Origin of the sequence: Paenibacillus glucanolyticus NBRC 15330 (assembly GCF_004000885.1) — a bacterium.
Lineage (GTDB): Bacteria > Bacillota > Bacilli > Paenibacillales > Paenibacillaceae > Paenibacillus_AQ > Paenibacillus_AQ glucanolyticus.
The window spans coordinates 270,646-293,892 of the sequence record NZ_BIMC01000002.1 but is presented as its reverse complement, the minus strand read 5'-3'; the positions used below and the strand labels follow the sequence as shown (position 1 = coordinate 293,892).

The 23,247-nt window shown below is 47.8% G+C and carries 16 protein-coding genes; 7 read left to right on the top strand and 9 right to left on the bottom strand.

Annotation, left to right across the window (positions count from 1 at the left end):
* Positions 1-79: 79 nt before the first annotated feature.
* Both PGL02S_RS05070 and PGL02S_RS05065 read right to left on the bottom strand, forming a co-directional pair.
* Positions 80-1,918 (bottom strand): cache domain-containing sensor histidine kinase, encoded by a 1,839-nt coding sequence (locus PGL02S_RS05070; protein ID WP_036641762.1) that lies wholly within the window; start codon positions 1,916-1,918, stop codon positions 80-82.
* Positions 1,896-3,437: a response regulator gene (locus PGL02S_RS05065; protein WP_036641757.1), complete on the bottom strand. Its 1,542-nt coding sequence runs from the start codon at positions 3,435-3,437 to the stop codon at positions 1,896-1,898. The genes PGL02S_RS05070 and PGL02S_RS05065 overlap by 23 nt, the downstream gene beginning before the upstream one ends.
* A gap of 173 nt (positions 3,438-3,610) precedes the next feature.
* Here PGL02S_RS05065 and PGL02S_RS05060 point away from each other — a divergent pair, with 173 nt between their 5' ends.
* Positions 3,611-4,588, top strand: a complete 978-nt coding sequence (locus PGL02S_RS05060; protein ID WP_036641755.1) for an ABC transporter permease — start codon at positions 3,611-3,613, stop codon at positions 4,586-4,588.
* Positions 4,589-4,607: 19 nt separating this feature from the next.
* Positions 4,608-5,501 carry a carbohydrate ABC transporter permease gene (locus tag PGL02S_RS05055; RefSeq protein WP_006211557.1) on the top strand — a complete coding sequence of 298 codons (894 nt, stop codon included), beginning with the start codon at positions 4,608-4,610 and terminating at the stop codon, positions 5,499-5,501.
* 435 nt (positions 5,502-5,936) lie between these two features.
* Here the strand turns inward: PGL02S_RS05055 and PGL02S_RS05050 are convergent, their stop codons facing one another.
* The 3 genes from PGL02S_RS05050 to PGL02S_RS05040 form a co-directional block, all read right to left on the bottom strand.
* Positions 5,937-6,278 (bottom strand): hypothetical protein, encoded by a 342-nt coding sequence (locus PGL02S_RS05050; protein ID WP_006211558.1) that lies wholly within the window; start codon positions 6,276-6,278, stop codon positions 5,937-5,939.
* A gap of 131 nt (positions 6,279-6,409) precedes the next feature.
* On the bottom strand, positions 6,410-8,989 hold the full coding sequence (locus PGL02S_RS05045) for a hypothetical protein (RefSeq protein ID WP_164762855.1): 2,580 nt from the start codon (positions 8,987-8,989) through the stop codon (positions 6,410-6,412).
* A 393-nt stretch (positions 8,990-9,382) separates the two neighbouring features.
* Positions 9,383-9,790: a hypothetical protein gene (locus PGL02S_RS05040; RefSeq protein ID WP_006211561.1), complete on the bottom strand. Its 408-nt coding sequence runs from the start codon at positions 9,788-9,790 to the stop codon at positions 9,383-9,385.
* 250 nt (positions 9,791-10,040) lie between these two features.
* Between PGL02S_RS05040 and PGL02S_RS05035 the strand changes: the two genes are divergently transcribed.
* Complete coding sequence (locus PGL02S_RS05035) at positions 10,041-10,301, top strand: helix-turn-helix domain-containing protein (RefSeq protein WP_255308610.1); 261 nt, start codon at positions 10,041-10,043, stop codon at positions 10,299-10,301.
* 378 nt (positions 10,302-10,679) lie between these two features.
* Here PGL02S_RS05035 and PGL02S_RS05030 read toward each other — a convergent pair whose 3' ends face one another.
* The 3 genes from PGL02S_RS05030 to PGL02S_RS05020 form a co-directional block, all read right to left on the bottom strand.
* Positions 10,680-13,019 (bottom strand): glycoside hydrolase family 95 protein, encoded by a 2,340-nt coding sequence (locus PGL02S_RS05030; protein WP_036641752.1) that lies wholly within the window; start codon positions 13,017-13,019, stop codon positions 10,680-10,682.
* A 141-nt stretch (positions 13,020-13,160) separates the two neighbouring features.
* Positions 13,161-15,773, bottom strand: a complete 2,613-nt coding sequence (locus tag PGL02S_RS05025; RefSeq protein WP_036641750.1) for a carbohydrate-binding protein — start codon at positions 15,771-15,773, stop codon at positions 13,161-13,163.
* 22 nt (positions 15,774-15,795) lie between these two features.
* Positions 15,796-17,835 (bottom strand): alpha-galactosidase, encoded by a 2,040-nt coding sequence (locus tag PGL02S_RS05020; RefSeq protein WP_376165153.1) that lies wholly within the window; start codon positions 17,833-17,835, stop codon positions 15,796-15,798.
* 644 nt (positions 17,836-18,479) lie between these two features.
* On the opposite strand from PGL02S_RS05020, the gene PGL02S_RS05015 reads away from it, so the two are divergent.
* Genes PGL02S_RS05015 through PGL02S_RS05000 form a run of 4 tightly spaced genes read left to right on the top strand, consistent with a single transcriptional unit; the run spans position 18,480 to position 22,453 of the window.
* Complete coding sequence (locus PGL02S_RS05015) at positions 18,480-19,577, top strand: iron-siderophore ABC transporter substrate-binding protein (RefSeq protein ID WP_036641747.1); 1,098 nt, start codon at positions 18,480-18,482, stop codon at positions 19,575-19,577.
* Positions 19,570-20,610, top strand: coding sequence for a FecCD family ABC transporter permease (locus PGL02S_RS05010; RefSeq protein WP_036641746.1), 1,041 nt, complete (start codon positions 19,570-19,572; stop codon positions 20,608-20,610). Before PGL02S_RS05015 ends, PGL02S_RS05010 begins: the two co-directional genes overlap by 8 nt.
* Positions 20,607-21,638, top strand: coding sequence for a FecCD family ABC transporter permease (locus tag PGL02S_RS05005; protein ID WP_036641745.1), 1,032 nt, complete (start codon positions 20,607-20,609; stop codon positions 21,636-21,638). Before PGL02S_RS05010 ends, PGL02S_RS05005 begins: the two co-directional genes overlap by 4 nt.
* The gene (locus PGL02S_RS05000; RefSeq protein ID WP_036641744.1) at positions 21,638-22,453 is read left to right on the top strand and encodes an ABC transporter ATP-binding protein; all 816 of its coding nucleotides are present in this window, start codon (positions 21,638-21,640) and stop codon (positions 22,451-22,453) included. The genes PGL02S_RS05005 and PGL02S_RS05000 overlap by 1 nt, the downstream gene beginning before the upstream one ends.
* A gap of 82 nt (positions 22,454-22,535) precedes the next feature.
* Here PGL02S_RS05000 and PGL02S_RS04995 read toward each other — a convergent pair whose 3' ends face one another.
* The gene (locus PGL02S_RS04995) at positions 22,536-23,222 is read right to left on the bottom strand and encodes a class I SAM-dependent methyltransferase (protein ID WP_063455945.1); all 687 of its coding nucleotides are present in this window, start codon (positions 23,220-23,222) and stop codon (positions 22,536-22,538) included.
* Between the last annotated feature and the right edge of the window lie 25 nt (positions 23,223-23,247).

The following is a 23,247-nucleotide window of genomic DNA, read 5'->3' as shown; positions in this document are numbered from 1 at the left end:
CGAATATATCTATCATTGTAAAAACAGGGAGTTCATTGTTCTATAACGCAATCTTACAATTCATAATGCAAAACGTCTGTCATTCCAACAAGGCCTGCTGCCTGTCCAGTTGATATTCGGGATGCCTATCGGAGATTACAGGTATCCGAATGGTGACCGCCGTTCCGATGCCGAGTCGGCTGAAGATGCTGACGCCATATTCCTCCCCATAGGTGAGCTTGATCCGGTCATCCACATTTTTCACGCCATACCCGGACAGATTGCCGGATTTATTCAGGGCTTGATCCAGCTGCTCCGGCGTCATCCCGATGCCATCATCAATAACCTGAAGTACAATGCCGTCACCCTCACGCCTCACCTTCACAATGATGTTGATCCCCGACTCATCCCATATGGCATGATTGATGCAGTTCTCAATGAACGGCTGCAGAATGAGCTTGATGGTCGTGGTCCCGAACAGCTGCTTATCCAGGTCATAATGCATATGCAGCTTGTCCCGAAACCGTATTTTCTGAATCGCCACATAGTTCTTCACCAGATTGATTTCCTGTTCCAGCAGAATGATGCGCTTCCCCTTATTCAGCGATACCCTGTAATACTTAGCCAAGTAATTAACCATCTGATACACCTGCATCGCCCCTTCCTTCAACGCCAGGGAAGATATCGAGGACAGGGTGTTGTACAGGAAATGGGGATTGATCTGCGCCTGCAGGGTGTTCAGTTCCGACTCTTTCCTTGCTATCTCCTTCACGTACCCGTCATGGATCAAGGTCTGAATGGTGGAGGCCATCTTATTGAATGCAAAGGACACCTGGCCGATCTCGTCATGCCCCATCGGTTTGATCGACAGCCGGAAATCCCCACGCTCCACCTTCCGAATCTGCTGCAGCAGCACCTCGATGCGCTTGGTCATGAACTTGGTCGTAAAATAGAGCAGCAGGATCGCGATGCCAATCGCTACGGCAGAATACCAGATGATATTCCTGGTCGCCTTGTTTGTATTGGCCAGCAGCTCGTCATATGGCACGGTAATGACCGTGGCCCAGCCGTTACTCAGCTTTTTATATGTAAAAAAGCGTTCCTGCCCGTGTATTCGAATATCGAAATAACCGTCGTCCTCCGTCAGCTTCTCCTGAATGGGAAATACGTCAAACAGCTGGTTCGACTTCAGCTCCTGATCTCCCGTGCTGATCACGCTGCCATTTTGGTCAATGATATAGACGCTCTTGTTATAGTTCTCCATCTTGATCAGGGAGTAAAATTCATTATCGTTAATGTCGATGGTCAGAATGCCGTACGGATGCTGCAGGCTGAAATAACTCAATGAACGCGCAATGGTGATTGACGCATCTTCGGCCCGGAAGTCCTCGGAATGGAAATACACCGTGTTTCCCGCGGCCTCCAGCACCTGTTCCTCTAACGATGGGGCTAGCTCCTCCGTATATTTGACATATTGACCGTCGGAATAGAGGGTATGGTTGCCCGTATAAATCGTAATGCCCAGAATGTTGGCATTCAGCGTCATCAGGGACGGCAGTGTGCGGTTGATATATTGGAACGCATCCAGATAATAATAAGCCTGCTCATAATCGGTAGACAGGTAATTACGGAGCTGGGCATCCATGTAGAGAATGTTCGACAGTTGATTGTAATACTCCAGCCGCTTCTCCACATTCGTGTTAATCTGTGCCAGCGATCCGTTGAGCGCGGTATAGGTATGCTCCGTAATGGTGCTGCGGGTCGAGGAATACGAGTAATAGATCAATAGCGAGAACGGCAGGATGATCACGATCAGGAAGATAAAAAAGAACTTGTGCCGAAGCCGCCAATTGGAATACGCGCGCTTCTGGCCGAGTGGGAAGGACCTCGCGATACGGCCCAGCCTTCCGAGTGGGCTATATGCTTTTTCGGTATTCATTAGGCGTGACTCCTTGGCTCTTGAGGAATAAGGAAATGAAGTAGGACGTGCTCTCGTAACCGACCCTTTGAGCGACATCCTGGACTTTCAGGGAATCGTCAGCCAGCAGCTCCTTGGCTTTGCTCAAGCGAATTCTCGTTAAATAATCATGGATCGTCATCCCGGTTTTCTCTTTGAAGATGGAACGCAAGTAGTTGGGAGACAGATATACCTGATCGGACAAACTGTTGATGGTAATGGCCTGATGAAAGGTCTGATCGATGGTCGTTCTCACCTGATGCACCAGTCTCGCATTTTTGTCCATGAATCGGTGTTCCAGCGTATCGATTGCATGCCGGGCAAACTCCAAGACAATCGCTTCGATTTCCATAATCGTCCGACATTGATAGATGGATTGGTAGAGCTCTGCCCGCTTGTGGCTCTCTGTCATCGGTTCATGGATCTGCTCCAGCAGGCGCTCCACCACGCCAATCGCAAAGTCGCACACCTCCGATTTCGTAATCCGAAGTTTAACTAACCGACTGAAGAACTCCCGCAGCTTCTGCGCGGCCTGTTCCGATGCCAGCTGATGAATATCCTCAAAATAAGCGGCCTCTTGAAAGGGAGGAATTTGGCGGCTCCCCAGCTGCCGCTGCACATCCTTGGCATAGATGACTCTCCCGTTCCCCACGTAGAACATCTCCTCCAGCATGAAACGCGTCTCCCGGTATAAATCCTGGACGCGGGACAGCTCCTCCGGTTCTTCATTGACAGCCGCCGTCATCGTAAAGCCGAGCGTACCCTGCAACTCCTTCAGCACATCTTCCCAAGTATACCGGCTCAGATGGTAAGCAGCATCCATCAGGATGCCAAGCTCCCCTTCCCGGCAGACAACAAAGTCAGCCTGCAGCTTTTTGTCCGCGAGCCATTCCTCCATATAAGTCTGAAGGCGTGCCAGGCCATCCTCCATGGACAGTCCCCATGGTGTGACGCTTTGACTATCGATACTCAGCAGAGCAAGGGTATACGTCTTCGGCTCCGAATCACGGGACAGCTTATGGTAGCTGCCAGCCAGGTTCAATAAGCGTTCCTCGTTCTTCTCAAAAATCATTTCTCTAACAATATTGGATTTGGTCACGCGAATCGAACGGTTCTTCATCCGTACTTCCTCGCAGCGCTGTTTCACTTTATCGATAACGCTTACAATTTCACTTAAATCCAGCGGCTTCAATAAATAGCCGACCGCTCCCACATTCAAAGCTGACTTCACATAATTGAATTCATCATGTCCGGTCAGGAATACGAACTGAATCCAGTCGAACTGCTCACTCACCTGCTTAGCCAAATCAAGTCCGTTCATCACAGGCATCTGGACGTCCGTCAGCACGATATCAGGCTGGATCACTTCAATCTTCTCAGCAGCATCCCTGCCATTCAGGGCTGTTCCGGCGACATATATCCCCATCTCTTCCCAACGAATATAATCTCGGATCATCTCAAGCTCTAGTTCTTCGTCATCCACGAGAAAAATGCTATACATGTTCATACCCCCTGTGTCAGCTTATCCCTTAATATTATAGCGATTTCGCCATTTTAACTATGGGAACAAACAATGTAAGTTATTTTCAAGCATCATTCGTTACATTGTCATATCGACACTCTTTTTTTGGGAGTCTTATAATTTTAGATAACTTGAGATGCGAGGTGCCCCATATGAAACCTGCTACAACACTACAGACGCGGAGTGACATCAACATAAGTCCTCCCGGAAAAAGACGATGGGCCATTCTGAAGCAGCAGAAATATCTATTCCTGATGATGCTGCCAGGTCTGATCTGGGCCATTGTATTTGCCTACACGCCCATGGTTGGTTTATACATGTCGTTTGTCAATTACCAGCCTACCCTGGGCGGCTTCTGGTCGACCCTGTTCACAAGCGAGTTCGTCGGCTTCGAATGGTTCCGCTACTTCTTCAACAACGGCGACTTCTGGATCGTTATGCGCAATACGCTGGCTTCCACGCTGATCACGCTTCTGTTCTCCTTCCCGATGCCGATTCTGATCGCCATCGCGATTAACGAAATCAAGAACGTGAAATTCAAAAAGACGGTGCAAACCGCCTCTTATCTTCCGTATTTCATTTCCTGGGTAATTGCGGCAAATATCATCGTCACCCTGCTGTCTTCAGATGGTGCAATAAACGGCATATTGAAGTTCTTCCATATCACCAATGAAAGCGTTTTATTCTTGCAGAACGGAAAATACTTCTGGTGGATCGTCGCGCTCGGCAATACGTGGAAGGATATGGGCTACAGCTCGATTATGTATCTGGCAGCGATATCGTCCATTAACCCGGAGCTGTACGAGGCTGCCAAGGTGGATGGCGCGAACCGATTCAAGCAGATTATGTTCATCACCCTGCCTCATCTGAAACCGACCATTGTCATTCTGTTGATCTTGGCACTCGGCGGCATTCTGAATGCGGGCTTCGACCAGCATTTCCTGCTGGGCAACGACCTGACGCGGGATTACTCGGACGTGCTGTCCACCTATTCGTTCCGCTACGGTATCCAGAACGGCATGTTCTCCTATGCGGCAGCCGTTGGCATGTTCAGCTCCGTTGTGGCCTTCATCATTGTGGTCATCGTCAACTATACGGCGAAGAAGCTCAACGGCCAGTCCCTATTCTAAACCATAAGGAGGTACATCCATGTTAAGCAAAAAAACCATGCCCGAACGTATCTTCGACGCCTCTTTATATGTATTCCTGGCCGGCATCTTTCTCGTGACCTTCTATCCCTTCTGGAATATCCTGGTCATCTCCCTGAACGATGCCACCGATACGATGCGGGGTAATCTGTACTTCTGGCCTAGAGTGCCTACCATCGAGAGTTACGTGACCATCTTCCGGAATCCGGAGATATGGAACGCCATTCAGGTGACCGTACTCCGGACGGTTGTCGGAACGGCGGCCTCCATCTTCTTCATCACGCTGCTCGCCTATCCGCTCAGCAAGCGCAGCCTGCTCGGCTGGAAATACTTCTCCTTCTTCTTTGTGTTCACGATGTATTTTGGCGGCGGCCTCATTCCAACCTATATGATTATCAAATCCCTGGGACTGATCGACTCCTTCTGGGTCTACATCTTCCCCGGCCTGATCGGCGTCTTCCTGATGATTCTCGTGCGTACCTTCATGGAGCAGATCCCCGGCGAGATCGAGGAATCCTCCAAAATCGACGGCGCGAACGACCTGCAGACGTTCTTCCGCATCATCATGCCGCTGTGCGTGCCGGTGCTCGCCACAATCGGCCTGTTCCTGGCCATCGGCCACTGGAACTCCTGGTATGACTCCTATGTCTATACCTACAAGCCGGAGCTCAAGACCTTGCAGGCCGTGCTGGTCAAAATCCTCAACCAGTTCCAAACCGCCGGCATGATATCCGATGCCCAGCAGTTGGCCCAGGGCTCCAAGCGGATCCCGGTGTCCAGCGAAAGCATCCGCATGGCGGTGACCATGGTCGCCACGCTGCCGATCATTATGGTGTATCCTTTTGTGCAAAGGTATTTTGTGAAGGGAATTATGATGGGGGCTATCAAGAGTTAGAATTTTGTTGGGAAAGAAGAGAAGCCCTTACCCGGGAGGGGTAAGGGCTTGATTTTAATTTCTAAAGCTAAGTAAGTATTGTTTATAAGAATCTTCTTTAACTTTTGCTTCGGAATTTTATCTCTTCTTGTTTTGTAATCAAATCTCAGATAATCTTCAGTTTTTAGACGCGTGGGTCAATAAATAGCTATACGCAATGGATAAGAAGCAAGTTTGTTGTAGCACTTAAAGGCTTCAAAAGCTCTTTTTACCAAGGGAACCAGTTCACCGGATACTGAATATACCGTGACTTTTCCTTGGCTAATCTATTGGGTGCTTTATGAGTTGTCATAAGGCATCGTCACGAAATTTACTGGAATAAAAAATCTCTACTTTTGTTTAAAAATTGGCAGCCATAAAAAAGATGAACCTTCTGACAAGACATTCAAAATACAACTACAGATTATCAAGCAATAAATGAGTAAATCCATCGCTATTAATTGCTAACCTAATATCGTATTCAGACCAAATCCATACTTGAGAATTAGTTATTAGGGGAACGAATTGATTACTTTGAAGTGCTTCCTTAATTTCAAAACGGAATCGCTCATCGCCTAGTTTCAGATAACGTTCAAGTCTATGTGGGGGATCAGATAAAAACTTGAATTGTTGGATTAACTCTTTTGGAGCAAATTCATCATAAGTAAGTGATTTAATTTTTAAAACTATATTATCTTGAACCATTAACTTTATTATAAATTCATCAAAAAATTGATAAACGACATCATAATTTCCCAATTTTAAAGTGTAATTTGAGAAACATAACTGTTGTATGCTCCTTTCAATATCCTTACTAAATAACTGACAATAGGAAAGGAGAGCCGAATCATCTACATGGTATAAGATTTGAAGTGGCCTCCCTTCATAAATTAATACTTCTCTTGTAATTCCTTGGTAACCTTATGCGTTGGCAACGTCTTGTATTCAGCTAAATCATTATCTAATGCCTTTTTAAATACTTTATCAACTGATTCTGTATTAACTATTCCTGACATTAACACATCAAATAAGTCCCTATAGAACTTATCCCTATTATTCATTATCTTTTGATGGTTTTTTGAGAAATTTTCATGTAAATAGCATAGAACACTAACATCAAGAAATATAGCTTTAGAATCGAAACTTTCATTTAAATGTTCATAAAAGTGAGCAGTCATTGTTTTAAAATTATTACTTCTAAATTGATTGCTTATGAAAATATGTCCACTTAGTTGATTCTTATCACTAAATGTCTGTATATAGTCATTTGAATTCAAAGTGTTTACATATTCAACTGCTTTTCTTTGCTCACTTTTATTAAGATCATATCCTTTTCCATTGGTATTCAGCTTACAGTCATAAGAAAACACTCGTTGACGAATCTTCCCGTCCTGTTTAAAAGCTAGAGCGAAGATTCCTTCCGGAACTTCTTTTCCAGAAAGTTCCTTGCCCCATTTTTCAGCGTTTGAAAAGATATCTTTCAATAAAGCGAACACATCATCCTCAAAAAACTTATCAGTGTACACTTTATTTTTAAGATCATATTCCGTCATTTCCCCAATCGAGTTATAAGCTTCGTTTGCTGCTGCAGACAAGAAAGTTTTAGTTCTTGTTTGTAATTTATTTGACCATTCTTCCATAAGTTTAGAGAACGTTTGTTCCCCTTCTATGTATATCTTACCAAAATTCACTGGCTCAACGCAACTATAATTAGAGTAATTAATAAGTCTTTCGGATTGACCTACTAGAACTAAGATTGTGGGTTTCATTAATCGGTTTAATTGTTTTAAAGCACTTTTTTGAAGAGATTTATCTGTTATTACAATTTGCAAACCCATTTCTATTTGTTGATGTGAAAGATGCAAGCATTTTAGTTCAACACTTCCAACTTTCAAAACGTTTTCCCTTACTAACTCCCATCGAGTTAATTTCTCATTGCATCTTTTTTTTATTAAGCCATATACTGCATCCAAGTTAACGGTAATGACTTTAGATGAGCGTTTCGATATTCTATCACCATCACAGTCTTTACAAGTATGAGGAACCTCTTCTGGTTCCTCATAAACATATTCAATTCGACAATGGGGGCAATAATAGAAACTATTTTGCAGTTCCATAAGAATAGACTGTTTTATCAATTGAGTAAGGATTGAATTGATAAATTCACTTGGTTTCTCAACTGTGCTTATTGTCATTAGATAATCAACTTTATCTGCCTTACCCTCATCAAACAGTTCATTTGATATTTCTCGATAAAGAGGAACCCCGAATTTATCCAGAAACTTCTCCTCAATTCGTTTTTTATTAACACTATCCAAATTACTATCGTCCATTGTAAAAATCACATTTCCGTTATCTAAAACTGTCGATCTAATTAACCTATTACCTAATGAAGATTTAAATTGTATGCTCTCCAGGTCCTTAATGCTTTCTAAATTAATCGTTCCATTAGTATGAGCCTCTTCTACAGAAGGCCAAATATCAAGAGAGTCTAATTCTAATGTTACTTGTGGTGAGTTTTTTAGAGGAGTCCCTCTAAACTTTATTTTAAATACCGTAAAATCTGTAACAATATCACCAGAAGCTGTAACTGAAGATCCTTTTAAAATAGAATTTACAAATACCTCTTTGTTATAGTCAACGAACACCTTTGATTGTATTTCTCCAAGGTTACTACCTAGTGTTGATTGTAAGTAATTTTTAATTGCTCCCTCTTCAGTAATCAAAGATTTTATTTCAACTGTTTTTTTATCAATATCAATCAGGAAAAGAGTGGGAGAAACCTCTCTATTCCTCGGTGCCGAAACGAAGTCAGCTCTTGGGGCATCACTTATTTGTCTATATAGAAGAACTAAAACTTTCTTTAAAATTATTGAATAGGAATATACTCGATACTGATTTTTTGAACCTGATGCTTTGTACAGAATGTCCCTTAATTTAATGTTATAAGTATACTCTTCTGCAATCTTTTTAGCTTCGCTGTATGGGATATTTTCCTTATCAAACACGAATAATTTTCCGGAAGCCTTGTTATCCCATAAATACCAAGTAAATAATTCAATTAGATGTACAGGGGACAAATGAAAAAGATGAAGAAGTTTAGCTAAAGATGATTTATCATATCTTTCATCTTCCAACTTCACACTTTCATAATATTTATCCAGACTTTTTTTCTTTCGATTTGAAAAGTCATGTAGCTTTAATAACAGCTTTCTTTCTTCTAAATCTAGTTTGAACAGCGCTTCCCTCAGACTCTCATCATCTTCAAATTCACCTAATTGATAAAGTTTTCTAAGTTCATTCAGTGCTGGCATTTTCATTTGTGCTAATATACTTTTTAATCTTGAATGCACCAAAATTGACTCAAGTTCATGTATTGCATCGTGCTTAACACCAATTTCTCTCCAAAATCCACTATCTAAAGAACTTTCTTTCATATATTGCTTATTTAGAACTTGCATATCCCCCACATCCCTTTTGACTAAATGCGAAACTATAAGATGTATTCCACATTATACTAGATTTACCTTCTATAATTCTGCATAAAACATGAAGCATCGACAAAAAATCCCGACTTTTTCTAGTCGAGCATTTTGATTTAATCAATCAATATCTTCTATAACAACCGTCAATTCCACCCGATTCCCTTCCCGAGCCCACCAGCTTCTTCAACGCCAGATTCTTCTCTACTCCAAACTTGTTAAATTCGAGCACTTTTGATGACAAATCATCGAATATGACAAATATAATTTTTTTGGAATCTTACCCCATTAAAGAAATAGATCTACCTCTCCCCAAAGCACATCATTCTACGCAAGACAAGCTGAAATCCCACAAAATAAAAACAAGTCGGAGCGCATGACCTATCCACGCTCCGGCCTGTTCAATTTCAGGTTATTTTGAATGAACTCTCGCTCCGACTTTTTCAGATACCTTAGGGAATTCTCAAAAGAATACAGGTACATGGAACGAAGCATCCTCAGCTTTTCGATTGAGCCATCCGCAATCACTTGCTTAATGGCCGAAACTATTTGGCTGTTCGTTACTCCGAATTTTCCTGGCTTTATAATATCTTCAATGGCAAGTAGCCTCTCTTCTTGTTGATTTTGTTCTTGCCCTGTCTCTTCATAAACCTGAACTTCTACGTGATCATCAATACTTATCTGCTCATTTTCACTTTGAGGCTGTTCTGGCATTGTTTGTTCACCTTCCAGTCTAACCTGATTACTCCCCTGGCTGATTATGCCTGTAACCCTATTCCTATTTGCCATAGCTTCAACCCCCATAAAAAGGATTTTTATTGAGTCGATCCTATCAACACACTTAAGCCTCTTACATCATTTTCCCGCAAACAAGAAATCGAGCTGTTGTTTTTACTCACCACAATTCTGACAATTCTTCATTTCATTCGTTCTCCTCTTCAATTGGTATATTTTGCTACGATCATATCATAAAAAAATAGAGATTTACATCTTTTTGTAGAGTATACTCCGTGGAAGTGCAATTACAAACACAATGATAATGAGTACAAAAAGAGGTATTGCCTTGAACTCAGAAGCAATTTTTGGACAAGTATTAAAGAACATTCGCAAGGAGCAGAAGGTAAGCCAAGAAGAACTGGCATTCCGCAGTAATCTTGATCGAACATACATATCCATGCTTGAACGAGGTATTCACCAACCCACATTAAATTCATTACTTGCCATTGCCGCTGCGCTGGATATGAAGGCTGCTGAGTTGGTAGGACTAGTTGAAGATGAGATGGAAAGTTATCAAAATTAAATTAAAAAACAAGCTGATTTCCTCGTATAAAGGGATATCAGCTTGTTTCAGGTAGCAATGAATTTGTAGGCAAAGTCGACCGCTCTACCTTCAAACAAATAAAATATCGATAATCATACATAGAAAAGAATGCCTTAAATCCGTAAATTCACATGTCAATATCCACGATTTATTGCTCAATTTTTCAGCTTATATTTAAGAAGTACCCGAATAACATTTTGAAACCTAGCGAATTCATTTTCCCAAACAAACACTCATTTTTTGTGTAATTACCGTATTCAACAAACTCGAATTATGTCTTTGGCTCCATCTTTCATCCAGCGCTTTACATCTCCCTAAAAAACTGAATGACCCACCTCATGCTACCTAAACATCTTATTACCAGTTCTGTGGCTGCACTATAGCCACCACTCTTGTATCAACACCCACCCCCATCTCCCTCCCCCCATAAAACACCCGCACACTCTTATCCTCATTCCCCCTCACCTTCGCCTCAACCAACTTCCCATCTTCCCAGCTCATATCCACCTCAATATTCCCTTTCGCCTTCAGCCCTTTCACACTTCCCATAGGCCATATCGCCGGGAGTGCCGGCAGGAGATAAATCTCCCCTTCGTGGCTCAGCAGCAGCATCTCCGCGATGGCGGCGGTGCCGCCAAAGTTGCCGTCGATGACAAAGATGTTGGCCTCGGCTCCGGCTACGCCGGGTTTGGAGTAGGTGAGCAGGTTGTCGAAGGAGAGCTCCCCGATCAGGTGAGCAATATGCTGGACGGCCTGGTTACCGTCATGCAGTCGGGCGTAGAAGAGACCGAATAGGGCGGCGGTAAACTCGATATCCTCCAGGTCGGCCCGGCTGTTCCGGTTCTCCAAGGTCACTCGGGCGGCCGCAGCTAGTTCCGGGGTATGGTGCGGCGTGATCTGGCTGCCGGGGTAAAGGGCAAATAGATGCGCCAAATGGCGGTGCTCCGGCTGCGCCTCCTCGTAATCCTCCAGCCATTCCTGCAGCTGCCCCTGCTTGCCGATCATCAGCGGCGGAAGCTGAATCAGCGCAGCCTGCCACTTCTGCTGAAGCTCCTCGTCCCTGCCCAGTGTCTGCGCTGCTTTCACACAGAACTCCAGCAAATCCCGGACCAATACCTGATCCATGGTCGGACCCATGGATAACTGCTGGTGCCCTTCTTCCCGATTGTCCGTATAGAAACTGTTCTCCGGCGAATTCGACGGTCCGGTCACCAGCCAGCCATACTTCGGATGTACCGTCATGTAATCCATGAAAAAGGCCGCTGCCTCCTTCAGAACGGGATAAGCCAGCTCCTCCAAGAACATCTCGTCGCGGCTGTAAGCATAATGCTCCATCATATGCGTGGCGATCCACAGCCCGCCCGTCACGTTCAGGCCCCAGGACGTCTCCCACCCCGGTGACGCGAATCCCCACGCGTTGGAGAATACATGCGCCACCCAGCCGTCGGCATCGTAATAATGTCGGGCTGCCGAGCGACCAGCCTCGGATAATTCCTGGATATACTGCATGAGCGGCCGATGGCTCTCGCTTAAGTTCACCGCCTCCGTCGGAAAATAGTTCATCTGGGTGTTCATGTCCAGGTGATAATCGCAGCTCCAGGCCATCTTGTTGGCCTCACCGTCATTCCATATCCCCTGCAGATGCATCGGCAGGACAGAATCTTCGCGGGAACCGCTGATCGTCAAATACCGCCCATATTGAAAAAACAGTGCAAACAACGCCGGGTCATCCAACTGCCCCCCCTTGAACCTGGCGATCCGCTCATCCGTTGGCAGACCCGAGTGCACCGAGCTTCCCAGATCCATACTTACGCGTGCATACAACGGCTGATAATCCGCAAGATGATCTGTCCGCAGCGCCTCGTATCCCTTCCGCATGGCCTGCTCCAGCTGCAACGCGCTTTTCTCTCGCCAGCTCTCACCTTCCTGACGGTAATCCGTATTCACCGCAAAATAAATCGACATCTCATCCGCGCCCGCGACCGTAATGGTGCCAGCGGAGCCGCTCAACTGCCCACCTTCTGCCACTACGCGCAGCAAGCCTTGGCAGGACACGCCGCACTCGCCGTTGCTGTGAATGTTTTCCCATGCCTTCCCCTGGAATTCGATTGTGTCCTTCCCTGTAACCGTGGTTTGAAAAGGATCGTTGTCCCCCTGAATCGAGATGCTGCATGTCACGCCTAACGAACCATGGCTCCGTATCCGGGATACCATCACCTGATCCGCATGGGTAGCAAATACCTCCCGCGCCATCTCCATCCCTTCCACCTCGCAAGCCGAACGCACAACCGCCTCATCCAGATCCAGCTCCCGGTGGAACAGCGGTTCCGCCTCTCCACTAGAATCCAAGGCTGGCTCTGGCTTCGTGTTCTGCTCAAAATCCAGAATAACCTGACATAGTCCCAGATTCGTGCCAAAATTCAGCTTCTCCGGCTGCAGATACTCCTTGGCCAGTCGATCACCTCCGCGATAATCACCCTGGAAAAAATGCTGCCGCATCCGCTCCAAATCCGCTTGGCTATTGCTGCGGCCCTGGACCGGCTCGGGCTGCCCGGACCAGTAGGTGGTTTCGGTAATATTCCAGACTTCCCGATGCGGGGCGGACAGAACCACATTCCCCATTCGGCCGTTGCCGATCGGCAGTCCTTGCGTCCAGCTCTGAGCCGGTTTCGTGTACCATAGTTTCATATCTGTCATGTTGTTTTCTCCTCTTCATTTGATTTTCCAGTATGGAGACAAGCACTATCCTTACAGCAAAAGCAAGAAATCGCGATCCCCGGATGGAGCCGAGAACCGCGATGAACTTGTAGATGTACATAATGAATCGATGACAACTTGTTATGGATTAGGGACAATTTTCAAAAGCTTGGATTCAGCCGCTTGCAGCACCACATCCAGCGAAGTGCCCGTTACCGTCCGGGATTGACCGCTCCACAGGTCCGTCACCGTATAGGACGCTGCCCCTTCCGAAGCGATACCCGCCCGCACCAAATCCACGGTGCGCTGTGCCGCATTTTGTGTATAGTTAAACACAGCTACATAGCGGGTTCCCTGATCGTCCAGCACGAATACGTTCGCGGCCTGCGTGCCCGTGTTGCCTTCTACCGGCCGGAACGCCTTGCCCTTCATCGCAAGCTTATTCACTTCCGGATTCGTCAGCAGCGTTTCCATGTACTGCCGGGCCGTTGCATCGGTTACATCATCCGAATTCAGGAAGACCGTGCCGGAGATGGCAGCCGCATTCACGCGCGAACGTGCTCCCTCTATCGATCCGCCCTTGGTCAAGTGCATGTAGTCCGGATCGGTATAATGATAGATCGTTCCGTTCTGCCACCAGCCGTACGTCAGATTGTTCAATTGGTATTCCGTACTGCCGATGCTGCCGTCGATATCGCAGGAGATGCGGCGGCTGTGCGCATATTGGCTGGGAAAGAGCGGCGCGATGGAATCACTGATGAACATCGAGCCATTCAGCACCTCATTCAGATAAGCCATCCCTTGGTTATAGGCCTGTATGCCGGTTTGAACCTTCGGATCATAATGCTTGCCTTCCATTGCCCCGTGGCTTAGAAAATCGATTTTGATATATTCGAAGCCCTTGCTCTTAAAATTATTCATATAATAATAGATCCGCTGCTTCACGCCGGGATGCGTCGGATCGACGGCGTATGCACCGTCCAGCGTTGGCAGCACATTGCCTTCCGGATCACGAAGCACAATGTCACCGTACTTGTACTGACCATTCGTCCCTTCCACTACCTGCTCCATGTTGTTGCCCCAATACACAAATGGCGAATAATAGATGCCCGCCTTCTGTCCATTGCCGTGAATCACCTGAACCAGATCGCTCAGCTGCTGATCGGTCATATTATCCCAGTAGGAATCGAGATTGATATAGATATGACCTTCATTGTTAAAAGACTCATCCTGAATATGATCTCTGAAATAATTCGAGACGGAAACCGCCTTGTCGTAACTCAGACCACTGTCATACGCTCCCCAACTGTTCCAGCCGACCGGAACGCCTTGAGGAATACCCTCGCCAAAGGCTAACGGAGGCTCGATGGCTGCATTCACATGACCAAACGCCTCAAGACCGGTCCGATAATCCTCGAAAAAACCGACCATGATCTTAGGCGAAGCAACTTGCTTGCCCGTTACTTTTCCATGCGGGATCGTGTCCCACGTGGAGGTAGATGACGTAAATCCGCCATATACACGCAATGTATTCAATTTATCATTCGTGCCGCTCCAATAGATGCCGGTCTTCCACGTGTCATGCGTTACCGAACCGATGACCAGGCCGTTCCGGCTCGTATTGTCATAGATGGCCGTAAGCTCCGAACTGATGTACAGACCGTTGTTTAGACCTGTATTCATCGTCTTCGCCTGATATCTGGACCACGCATCATTATCGAACGGGACGACGAGAACCCGGTTATCATCATAGCTGCCGATATCGATGCCGCCCCTCGCTTCCATCGCAATGGGTGCTATATTCGCCGTAGATAGCTCCGTTTTGTGTGAGGCTACCGTTTCCGTAAGCAAATACGGTCCGTCATTATAGATGTAATAGATTTGACTAAGCGATGGCAATCCGCCATGCTCATTCACGACCGTCACCTTGATGCCCTTGCCGGTTGCATCCTGAAACGGGATGATTTGATTTTTGTTAAACTTGTGATGTTTGTAATCGGTGCTCGCCACCATCTGGTCGAGTTCAATCTCGCTGTATAACCCCTTGGCAACCACTTGGCCGTTCCAATTGAACTGCGACAACCCGGTTGAAGTGTTGTACATCAGCTCATACGTCTGATTGGATACCTTGAAGCCCTTGGCATACTCGGTCAGGGTGATGGAGCCGTAGGGAGTGACTTGTTTTTGCCGGCCCAGATCGCCGATGTCCCCATCGCTGCCTGATCCGTCATCGCCCGCAGAATGATAACTCAGCTCAATCTTGTCGAGATCCGGAGAGTAACCGCCTGCGTCATCGAACAGAATCGTGTTGCTGCCCTGATGCAAGGCAATTTGAATCTTATAGGTGCCCATCGTGTTCCAATCCGCTGTTTTCGGAAAACTGAAGTTCTCCTTCTCCGCCCCGTTCACCGAGATCGAAGCCGCGCGGGAATCCCCGGAGATGTAGAACATATTCATATCGTAGACACCGGCCTTATCGACCTGAATTTGATTAAATTTCAGCGAGGAGCCGCCATACAGATTGCCGACCTTTTGCCCGCCTGAACAAAAGCCGCAATCGACAACGCCCGCATTCCCGGTCAATGTGTTCATAGTGGACTCCGCCTCGTAAGATAGGACGCTTCCCGCCATCGTACTCGCCGTCTCCTGCTGCTCCGCCGCAGCCAGTGAGCCTCCAAGCGCAGCACCCGCAAGCAGAATCGATAAGAACAGCATGAATGACCTTCGGAAGAACCTGTATGTTTGGATATTCACTGAACCTCTCCTCCTCATCTTCTTAATTGGGACTTAGCTTCAGGATTTTCGACTCGGCAGGCGCCAGCTCGATCACGAGTGTTTCATTGGCCTCAGCGACCGTGTCTTCCCACACGTCCAGCACCTTGTAAGAAGCGTGAGCATCCAGCCCGCAGCGCGCCAAGGAGACGGTCTTCTGCGCGGACTGGGCCGCATCGAAGTTGAATACCGCAATATAAGCCGTTCCCGCTTCGCTTGGATGTGTCAGCACAAACGTATCCGCAGCATGTTTGCCCAGATTCCCCTCGACAGGGACAAAGGTTCTCCCCAGTCTGGCAATCTCGATGATCCCCTCATTCCCCAGCCAGTTCTTGGCGCGCCATGCGGCTTCCTCATGACGGAAATCATCGCCCAGCAGCAGCACCGTGCCCGAGATCACGGACGCGGTCAGGCGGCTTCGCCCTTCGTGACGGGTCGTCGAGTCCTGATTGAAGCTTTTATAGATCACGGCATGATCCGGATCGTTAAAACGGTACAGCGTATCGTTCATCCACCACCCGTGCGTCAGCGAGTTCAGCAAATATTCCGAGTCCTGGATCGTCCCGAACACATCGCAGGAGATTCTGCGGCTATGCGCATAGGAATAAGGGAACAGCGGCGCGATCGACAGGTTGATGAAGAACGGTCTGCCGATTCGCTCCGGGGAGAGTTTATCCGTCAGATATGATAGACCGTAATTGTATGCAGCGATCCCCGTCGTAATATCCGGGTTATAATGCTTGCCTTCCAGAGCCCCGTGCGCCATGAAGTCCAGCTTGATGTACTCAAAGCCCTCGGCTACGAATTTATCCATGTACCAATCGATTCGGGCCAGATTCCCGGGATGCGTAGGATCAATCGCAAGTCCGCCTGCAATATCCGGCAAAATCTCGCCATCCTGATCACGAAGCAGGATATCGCCATAGGTATACTTCCCATCGGTGCCCTCAACGGGGCTGCCGAACCCAGCCGGACTTCCCCAAAATGCAAACGGCGTCCAGTATGTACCGGGCCGATGCCCATTCTCGCGGACCCTTCGCAACGCATCCTCCATCTCGGCTGGTGTAAGCCGATCCCAGAAGGCATCGAAATTAATGTACAGCGTGTTCTCATTGTGAAAACCCTGCGGCTGAACCTCCCGCTTCAGAAAATCGCTGGTTGCCGTATACAGCTCGTAATCCAGCGTGCTCATCGCCGCTGACCAGCTGTTCCAGCCCATCGGGACGCCGCCTTCCCATGTCAGCGCTGGCGCAACCTTTGTGTTTGCTTCCCCATACGCTTCGAGCCCTGCCCGGTAATCGTCATAATCCCCTACAAAAACCAGCGGAGATTCGATGCGCGTTCCTCTCACATGACCATGGGGCTGCGAATCGCGGGTCATGATGTCCGCTGCGCCTGCGTACACTTCGAGTTCATCCAGTCTTTTCGGCGTCTCTCCCTTCACGCGAATCCCGGTCTTCCACACATCATGACTGATCGAGCCGAGAATCAGCCCGCTCCGGCTATCCGGCTGGAACAAGGCCGTCACTTCATAACTCTCGGTTTCCAGCGGAGCCGTCTCTGTCAGATAACGCACCCATTTGTCATTATCATATGGAACGCGAAGCACATGCAGCGCCTCATCCGGAACCGTCTCATTCCCGCTCGATACCGCTTGGGTGCTCACTACCGCGATGCGGTTGACCTTGATTTCCTCCTGCCCTACAACGACGACCCGAGAGATGAAGAACGAAGCTCCCTCGTAAACATAAAAATGCTGCTCCAGTCCAGGAAGCAGGTCGGATTCATGCTGAATTACGGCATGCACGCCTGATCCAAATGCATCCTCAATCTTCTCGGGCTGACCTACCATAACATGGCGGTCATAATTCCCCGCATGGTATTCCCGGCCATGCCACCGAAAGCCGCTGCGCACGGCTTGCAGAGTAAATCCCTTGCTGCCTGCATAAGCGTACTCGCCTTTTTCCAAATCCACTTCAAGGGCCATCAAGCCGTTTGTTACCCGGACGAGAGTATCGGCATTCACCCCCACCTTCACGGCCATATCGCGATTCGTTACCACTTGTAGATTGCCTCCTTTTTACACTTGCATCTGTGCTGCATTGAAGCCGTTTGGTTGAACACGCCTTTCGCAGCTTGCTACCATTATAGAAGCGTGGGTAAAGCGCTTACTATACAACGATCCTCCGATCCATATCGGGATGTGACGTTTCTTGAACGATGCCGTTGTTGAAATGCAATATGGCCCTTTCCGCTAAGGAATCCGTAAAACGTTCTGGTCGTGTCACTGGGGGTCTTTAAGTCCACCCAACCCAGCCGACCTGTGGTTTGGTTACCCATCATTGAAGTTCCTCCTCCAAATGCAAAAAAGCGCACACTCCATCTAAGGAATGTGCGCAGATGCGCTAAATGATATTTATTTCATATGTACAGGAGATCATGGTGAAAACACTAACGTCATAACCATCTTTTATCCCATCACAGCCCCTATGATTTGTGATAAAACGACAAATTTTTTCATTGACAACCTCTAAAAGAGACTATATATTAAGATGAAAATGATAATCATTATCATGACTGTCAAGGGCCCGAAAGTTACGATTTTGATCTCCGGAGCAGAAAGCGAATACATCTTTTCCAAGATAGACGATTTACAAACTCAGATCATAATAAGGAAGGGTTATTTCAATGATGGCAAACCGTAAATTTTTACTACAAGCACTAATACTTCTGCTCGTGCTTACAGTAGCATTAGTGGGCTGTTCCAGCCCGGAATCCAGCTCAACACCTGCAACTGATTCGGCCGCGACGAATTCAGCAAGCACCGAAACACCAAGTACGGAAACACCCGCTTCCTCAGATACAGAGACTCAATATCCACTTACCATCAAACATGCTCTTGGAGAAACGGTTATTGAGAGCAAGCCTGAACGCATCACTACCGTTCAATGGGCCAATCACGACGTCGTTCTCGCTCTTGGCGTTGTTCCTGTAGGTTTCTCGGCAGCGAACTTCGGCGTTCAGGATGACAGCGGACTTCTGCCTTGGACTGCGAAGAAGCTCGAAGAGCTCGGCGTCAAGGACCCGAATGTATTCCAGGATACGGACGGTCTTGATTTTGAAGCTATTTCGGACTCCAACCCCGATGTTATTCTTGCCGCTTACTCCGGCATAACCCAGGAAGAATACGATCTTCTTAGCAAAATCGCTCCGGTTGTAGCTTATCCAACCGCTCCTTGGGCAACCACGTGGCGTGAGCAAGTCACTTATAACGCAATGGGTATGGGTATGGAAGCCGAAGGCGAACAGCTCATTAAGGACACCGAGGACATGATTAAAGAAAAATTAAGCGCCTATCCTCAGATTAAAGACAAAAAAGTCGTATGGGTTAACTTCTCCGCTGAAGATATGTCTAAACTACATATATACACACCCGTGGATTCTCGCGTATCTTTCCTGCATGAGCTCGGGATGGTTTATCCTGAGAGCATCACGAAACAGATTACGGACCCGAACAGCTACTCCTTGAATTTAAGCGGAGAGAATGCTGAGGCCCTTAAAGATGCAGATCTAATCGTTGGATATGGCAATGACGAGCTGTTGAAAGCCATTCAGGCCGATCCGCTGCTTGGTAAAATCCCTGCAATCAAGAGAGGTTCTGTTGCGTTTATTGAGAGCGACACACCATTGGTAGCTGCCGGAACGCCAAATCCGCTGTCGATCTCTTATACCATCGATGATTACCTGAAATTAATCGGCGGAGCTATTGACAAGATAAATGAATAGTTCATCGATTCCGAACAACAATACGCTGCGCTCAAATACCCCGAAGCATTTTACATGGGTTCTGGTCATGTGTGTTATCCTGCTGGGTGCAAGCGTGGTAGCTTCACTGGCGTTTGGCTCTCGGCCCGTGAGATTTGATGAGCTGATTGACGGCTTATTTCGCCCGGACGTGGATTCCTTCGGGGCAAACATTGTCCGCAAACGGGTTTCCCGAACCGTTTTCAGTTTGTTTTGCGGGGCGGCTCTGGGCGTTTCCGGAGCCCTTATGCAGGCAGTCACCCGCAACCCGCTTGCCGACCCCAGTATATTGGGCGTAAATACAGGCGCATCCCTGTTTGTGGTGTGCGGCATCGCGTTCTTGAACATCACCAGCGCGAGTCAATATATATGGCTGGCTTTAGCCGGGGCTGCGATTACTGCAGTGTTTGTATTCGGAATCGGCTCGATGGGGCGTGGCGGAGCCACGCCCATTAAGCTTGTGCTGGCCGGTGCCGCCGTAAGCGCTGCTCTATCTTCCCTGGTTACAGCCATCATGATTCCACGCTCTTACGTCATGGACCAATTCAGGTTCTGGCAAGTGGGAAGCGTTGGCTCGGCAACCTGGAGTGCGATTGGCACCTTCATCCCGTTTCTGATTGTGGGTGTAATTATCGCATTTATGACCGCCCCGGCATTAAACGCGCTGGCGCTGGGAGACGATGTTGCGACAGGACTCGGCGTACGAACAGGAACCCTGCGTTTTATTGCAGCGCTTGCTGGCGTTCTGTTGTGCGGTGCGGCTACCGCTCTGGCTGGACCTATCGGTTTTATCGGCTTGTTATCCACTCACGTCGTACGCCTTATTCTTGGGCCTGATTTACGTTTTGTTATACCGATGTCAGCCATCGCCGGAGCGATCATTCTAACGGTATCCGACGTCGGCGGCCGGCTCATCGGCAACCCGGGAGAACTTGAAGTGGGTGTAGTTACAGCGTTTATAGGAGCTCCCATCTTAATCATGCTAGCGATGCGATCGAAAGTGCGTTCATTATGACAAATCATTCTATGGAATTTATTATGGCGGGCCGACGTCAAAGACGCCGCCGCTGGATACTTGTTACCAGTCTCCTTGCTGTGCTTGCATGTTTGCTGTGCAGTGCCATGCTATTACTCGGGAACACCATCTATCCGATTCAAGATGTAATCCGAGCGCTTTCGGGAGAACAAATCAAAGGTGTTTCTTTTGCCGTGAGTACCATACGTCTACCGAGAATGCTGGCGGGGCTTTTTGCCGGGTTTGCCTTCGGCGTTGCCGGGTTCACGTTCCAGACCATGCTGCGGAATCCCCTGGCGAACCCCAATGTCATCGGGATTACGTCAGGCTCAAGCGCTGCAGCTGTTTTTTGCATCGTAATCCTTCATGCAAACGGAGCTGTCGTTTCCCTGGCTGCGGTCATTGCGGGCCTGGCCACAGTATTATTCATTTATGTACTCTCCAGAGGCAAGGTATTCTCCATCGGACGGTTAATTCTGATCGGAATCGGCATCCAGGCTATGCTTGACGCTGTCATCTCTTACCTTCTATTGGTTAGTTCCGAGAAAGATGTTCCCTCAGCGCTCCGATGGCTCACGGGCAGCCTCAACGGCTCCCAATTGCAAGAGCTGCCGCCTCTGGTTATTACGGTGATCATCTGTTCGCCAATCGTCATAATGCTGAGCAAACATCTAAGCATATTGGAGCTTGGAGAACAAACGGCTTCCTCTCTCGGGGTAGACACGGACAAGACCCGAATTGTGCTTATTGTGAGTTCCGTCTGCATGGTTGCCATTGCTACCGCTACCACGGGTCCGATCGCCTTTGTCTCCTTCCTGGCGGGACCAATCGCCAAAAGACTCGTGGGCGCCGGCTCCTCGAACGCCCTTCCGGCAGGCCTTGTTGGCGTTAATCTAGTCCTGGCGGCAGATCTAATCGGACAGTTTGCTTTTGAGTACAGATTCCCCGTAGGCATCATTACCGGATTACTCGGAGCGCCTTATCTGATCTTCCTGTTAATCCGAATGAATCGAAAGGGGGAATTATAATGAAACCGACACCTATTTTTCAAGGCGAGCAAATCGTAGCGGGCTATGATAATAAAGCAGTTATTCACGGTGTAGACCTGCTTATCCCGAGCAACAAAATAAGCGTTATTATTGGATCCAATGGCTGCGGGAAGTCTACGCTGCTTAAAACATTGGCCAGGCTTATCAAGCCCATATCGGGGAGCGTTACTCTGGACGGCAAGCCCATCAGCAAAATCCCGGCCAAACAATTGGCCCGAGTGGTAGGATTGCTGCCGCAGTCCCCCATCGTTCCGGAAGGGATCTCTGTAGCGGATTTGGTTGGACGAGGAAGGTTTCCGCACCAATCGCTGCTGAGCGGATGGACCAAGAAGGATCACGAGGCTGTTGCCGAAGCGATGACCATTATGAATATAACCGAGTTTGCCAACCATAATATTGACGAGCTTTCAGGCGGTCAACGACAGCGCGTCTGGATTGCCATGGCTCTGGCGCAGCAAACCGATATCTTGTTTCTCGATGAACCGACAACCTTTTTGGATATCACGTATCAAGTCGAGATTCTGGACCTGCTCACCGATCTAAACCGAAAACACGGAACAACAATTGTCATGGTGCTTCATGATATCAACTTGTCCGCGCGTTATGCAGACCATATTTTTGCGCTGGATACAGGAAAGCTTGTCGCTGAAGGTACGCCAACCGAGGTTATTACTAGCACGCTGGTCAAAGACATTTTCGGGCTTAATTGCACGGTGATCTCGGACCCCGTCTCGGGATCGCCTCTGGTAGTACCCAAAGGACGATATCATGTGAGTGATCCACATCCTTCTTAAATAAGGAACAAGCCCCCCCCTCGGGGGCTGCTTCCAATTCTCACGATGAAGTTAAAGAATGCAAGCTCATGTCCTCCAAACCTTAAACATGCTTCCACCATACCCCCGCACACTCCGGCACGGTTGACCATTGGTTTGCCTGAATTTTATCTGATAACTCCTCTCCGAAAAAGAACCCTGTGCACTGCTGCGCCTCTTCCACCGTATCAAACACATAGTCCATCCGGATCCAACGATGGTTAAATCCATATGTACGCTCTAATTGTGCATAATAATCCACTAGGAAGTCAGGAGGGTTCGGCGTATCTGTGCCGGTTCCCATCGTCTCCAGAATGATTATCGTCCCGCCCGGCCTCAAGACACGCTGCAGCTCAGCCATCACCTGCTCCAGATTCTGACTGCAGTTCTCTTGGTTTGAATGAGCCAGATAACTGATGCTCCAGCCCGACACCACCAGGTCCACGCTCGATGAAGCAAGCGGCAAGCTGCGATGATCGGCAACCACCGTAGTCCAATTGCGCGTATGGTGAAGGTGAATAAACTTGTCATCCAAAATATCCAGCATCGGCTGCGAGATGTCAGTACAAATCAAGGAGCTGACGTCAGAAACAAGCGGTATGGACAATCGTCCTGATCCTGCTCCCAGATCCAGCACGTCCAATCCCTCGTATGATCTGATTCCATGGATCACACCAGATAAATCGGGCTGTCTGCTAACCATGATCTCATAGGCCTCAGCCTGTTTGTTGTATATATCATCAATCGCCATAACGTGCTCAACTCCTGTCAGAATA

Bases quoted from the DNA above. Each gene is read 5' to 3' on its own strand.
- PGL02S_RS05070 (WP_036641762.1), bottom strand. From the start codon at position 1,918: ATGAATACCGAAAAAGCATATAGCCCACTCGGAAGGCTGGGCCGTATC.
- PGL02S_RS05065 (WP_036641757.1), bottom strand. From the start codon at position 3,437: ATGTATAGCATTTTTCTCGTGGATGACGAAGAACTAGAGCTTGAGATG.
- PGL02S_RS05060 (WP_036641755.1), top strand. From the start codon at position 3,611: ATGAAACCTGCTACAACACTACAGACGCGGAGTGACATCAACATAAGT.
- PGL02S_RS05055 (WP_006211557.1), top strand. From the start codon at position 4,608: ATGTTAAGCAAAAAAACCATGCCCGAACGTATCTTCGACGCCTCTTTA.
- PGL02S_RS05040 (WP_006211561.1), bottom strand. From the start codon at position 9,790: ATGGCAAATAGGAATAGGGTTACAGGCATAATCAGCCAGGGGAGTAAT.
- PGL02S_RS05035 (WP_255308610.1), top strand. From the start codon at position 10,041: ATGAGTACAAAAAGAGGTATTGCCTTGAACTCAGAAGCAATTTTTGGA.
- PGL02S_RS05030 (WP_036641752.1), bottom strand. From the start codon at position 13,019: ATGACAGATATGAAACTATGGTACACGAAACCGGCTCAGAGCTGGACG.
- PGL02S_RS05020 (WP_376165153.1), bottom strand. From the start codon at position 17,835: ATGGCCGTGAAGGTGGGGGTGAATGCCGATACTCTCGTCCGGGTAACA.
- PGL02S_RS05015 (WP_036641747.1), top strand. From the start codon at position 18,480: ATGATGGCAAACCGTAAATTTTTACTACAAGCACTAATACTTCTGCTC.
- PGL02S_RS05010 (WP_036641746.1), top strand. From the start codon at position 19,570: ATGAATAGTTCATCGATTCCGAACAACAATACGCTGCGCTCAAATACC.
- PGL02S_RS05005 (WP_036641745.1), top strand. From the start codon at position 20,607: ATGACAAATCATTCTATGGAATTTATTATGGCGGGCCGACGTCAAAGA.
- PGL02S_RS05000 (WP_036641744.1), top strand. From the start codon at position 21,638: ATGAAACCGACACCTATTTTTCAAGGCGAGCAAATCGTAGCGGGCTAT.
- PGL02S_RS04995 (WP_063455945.1), bottom strand. From the start codon at position 23,222: ATGGCGATTGATGATATATACAACAAACAGGCTGAGGCCTATGAGATC.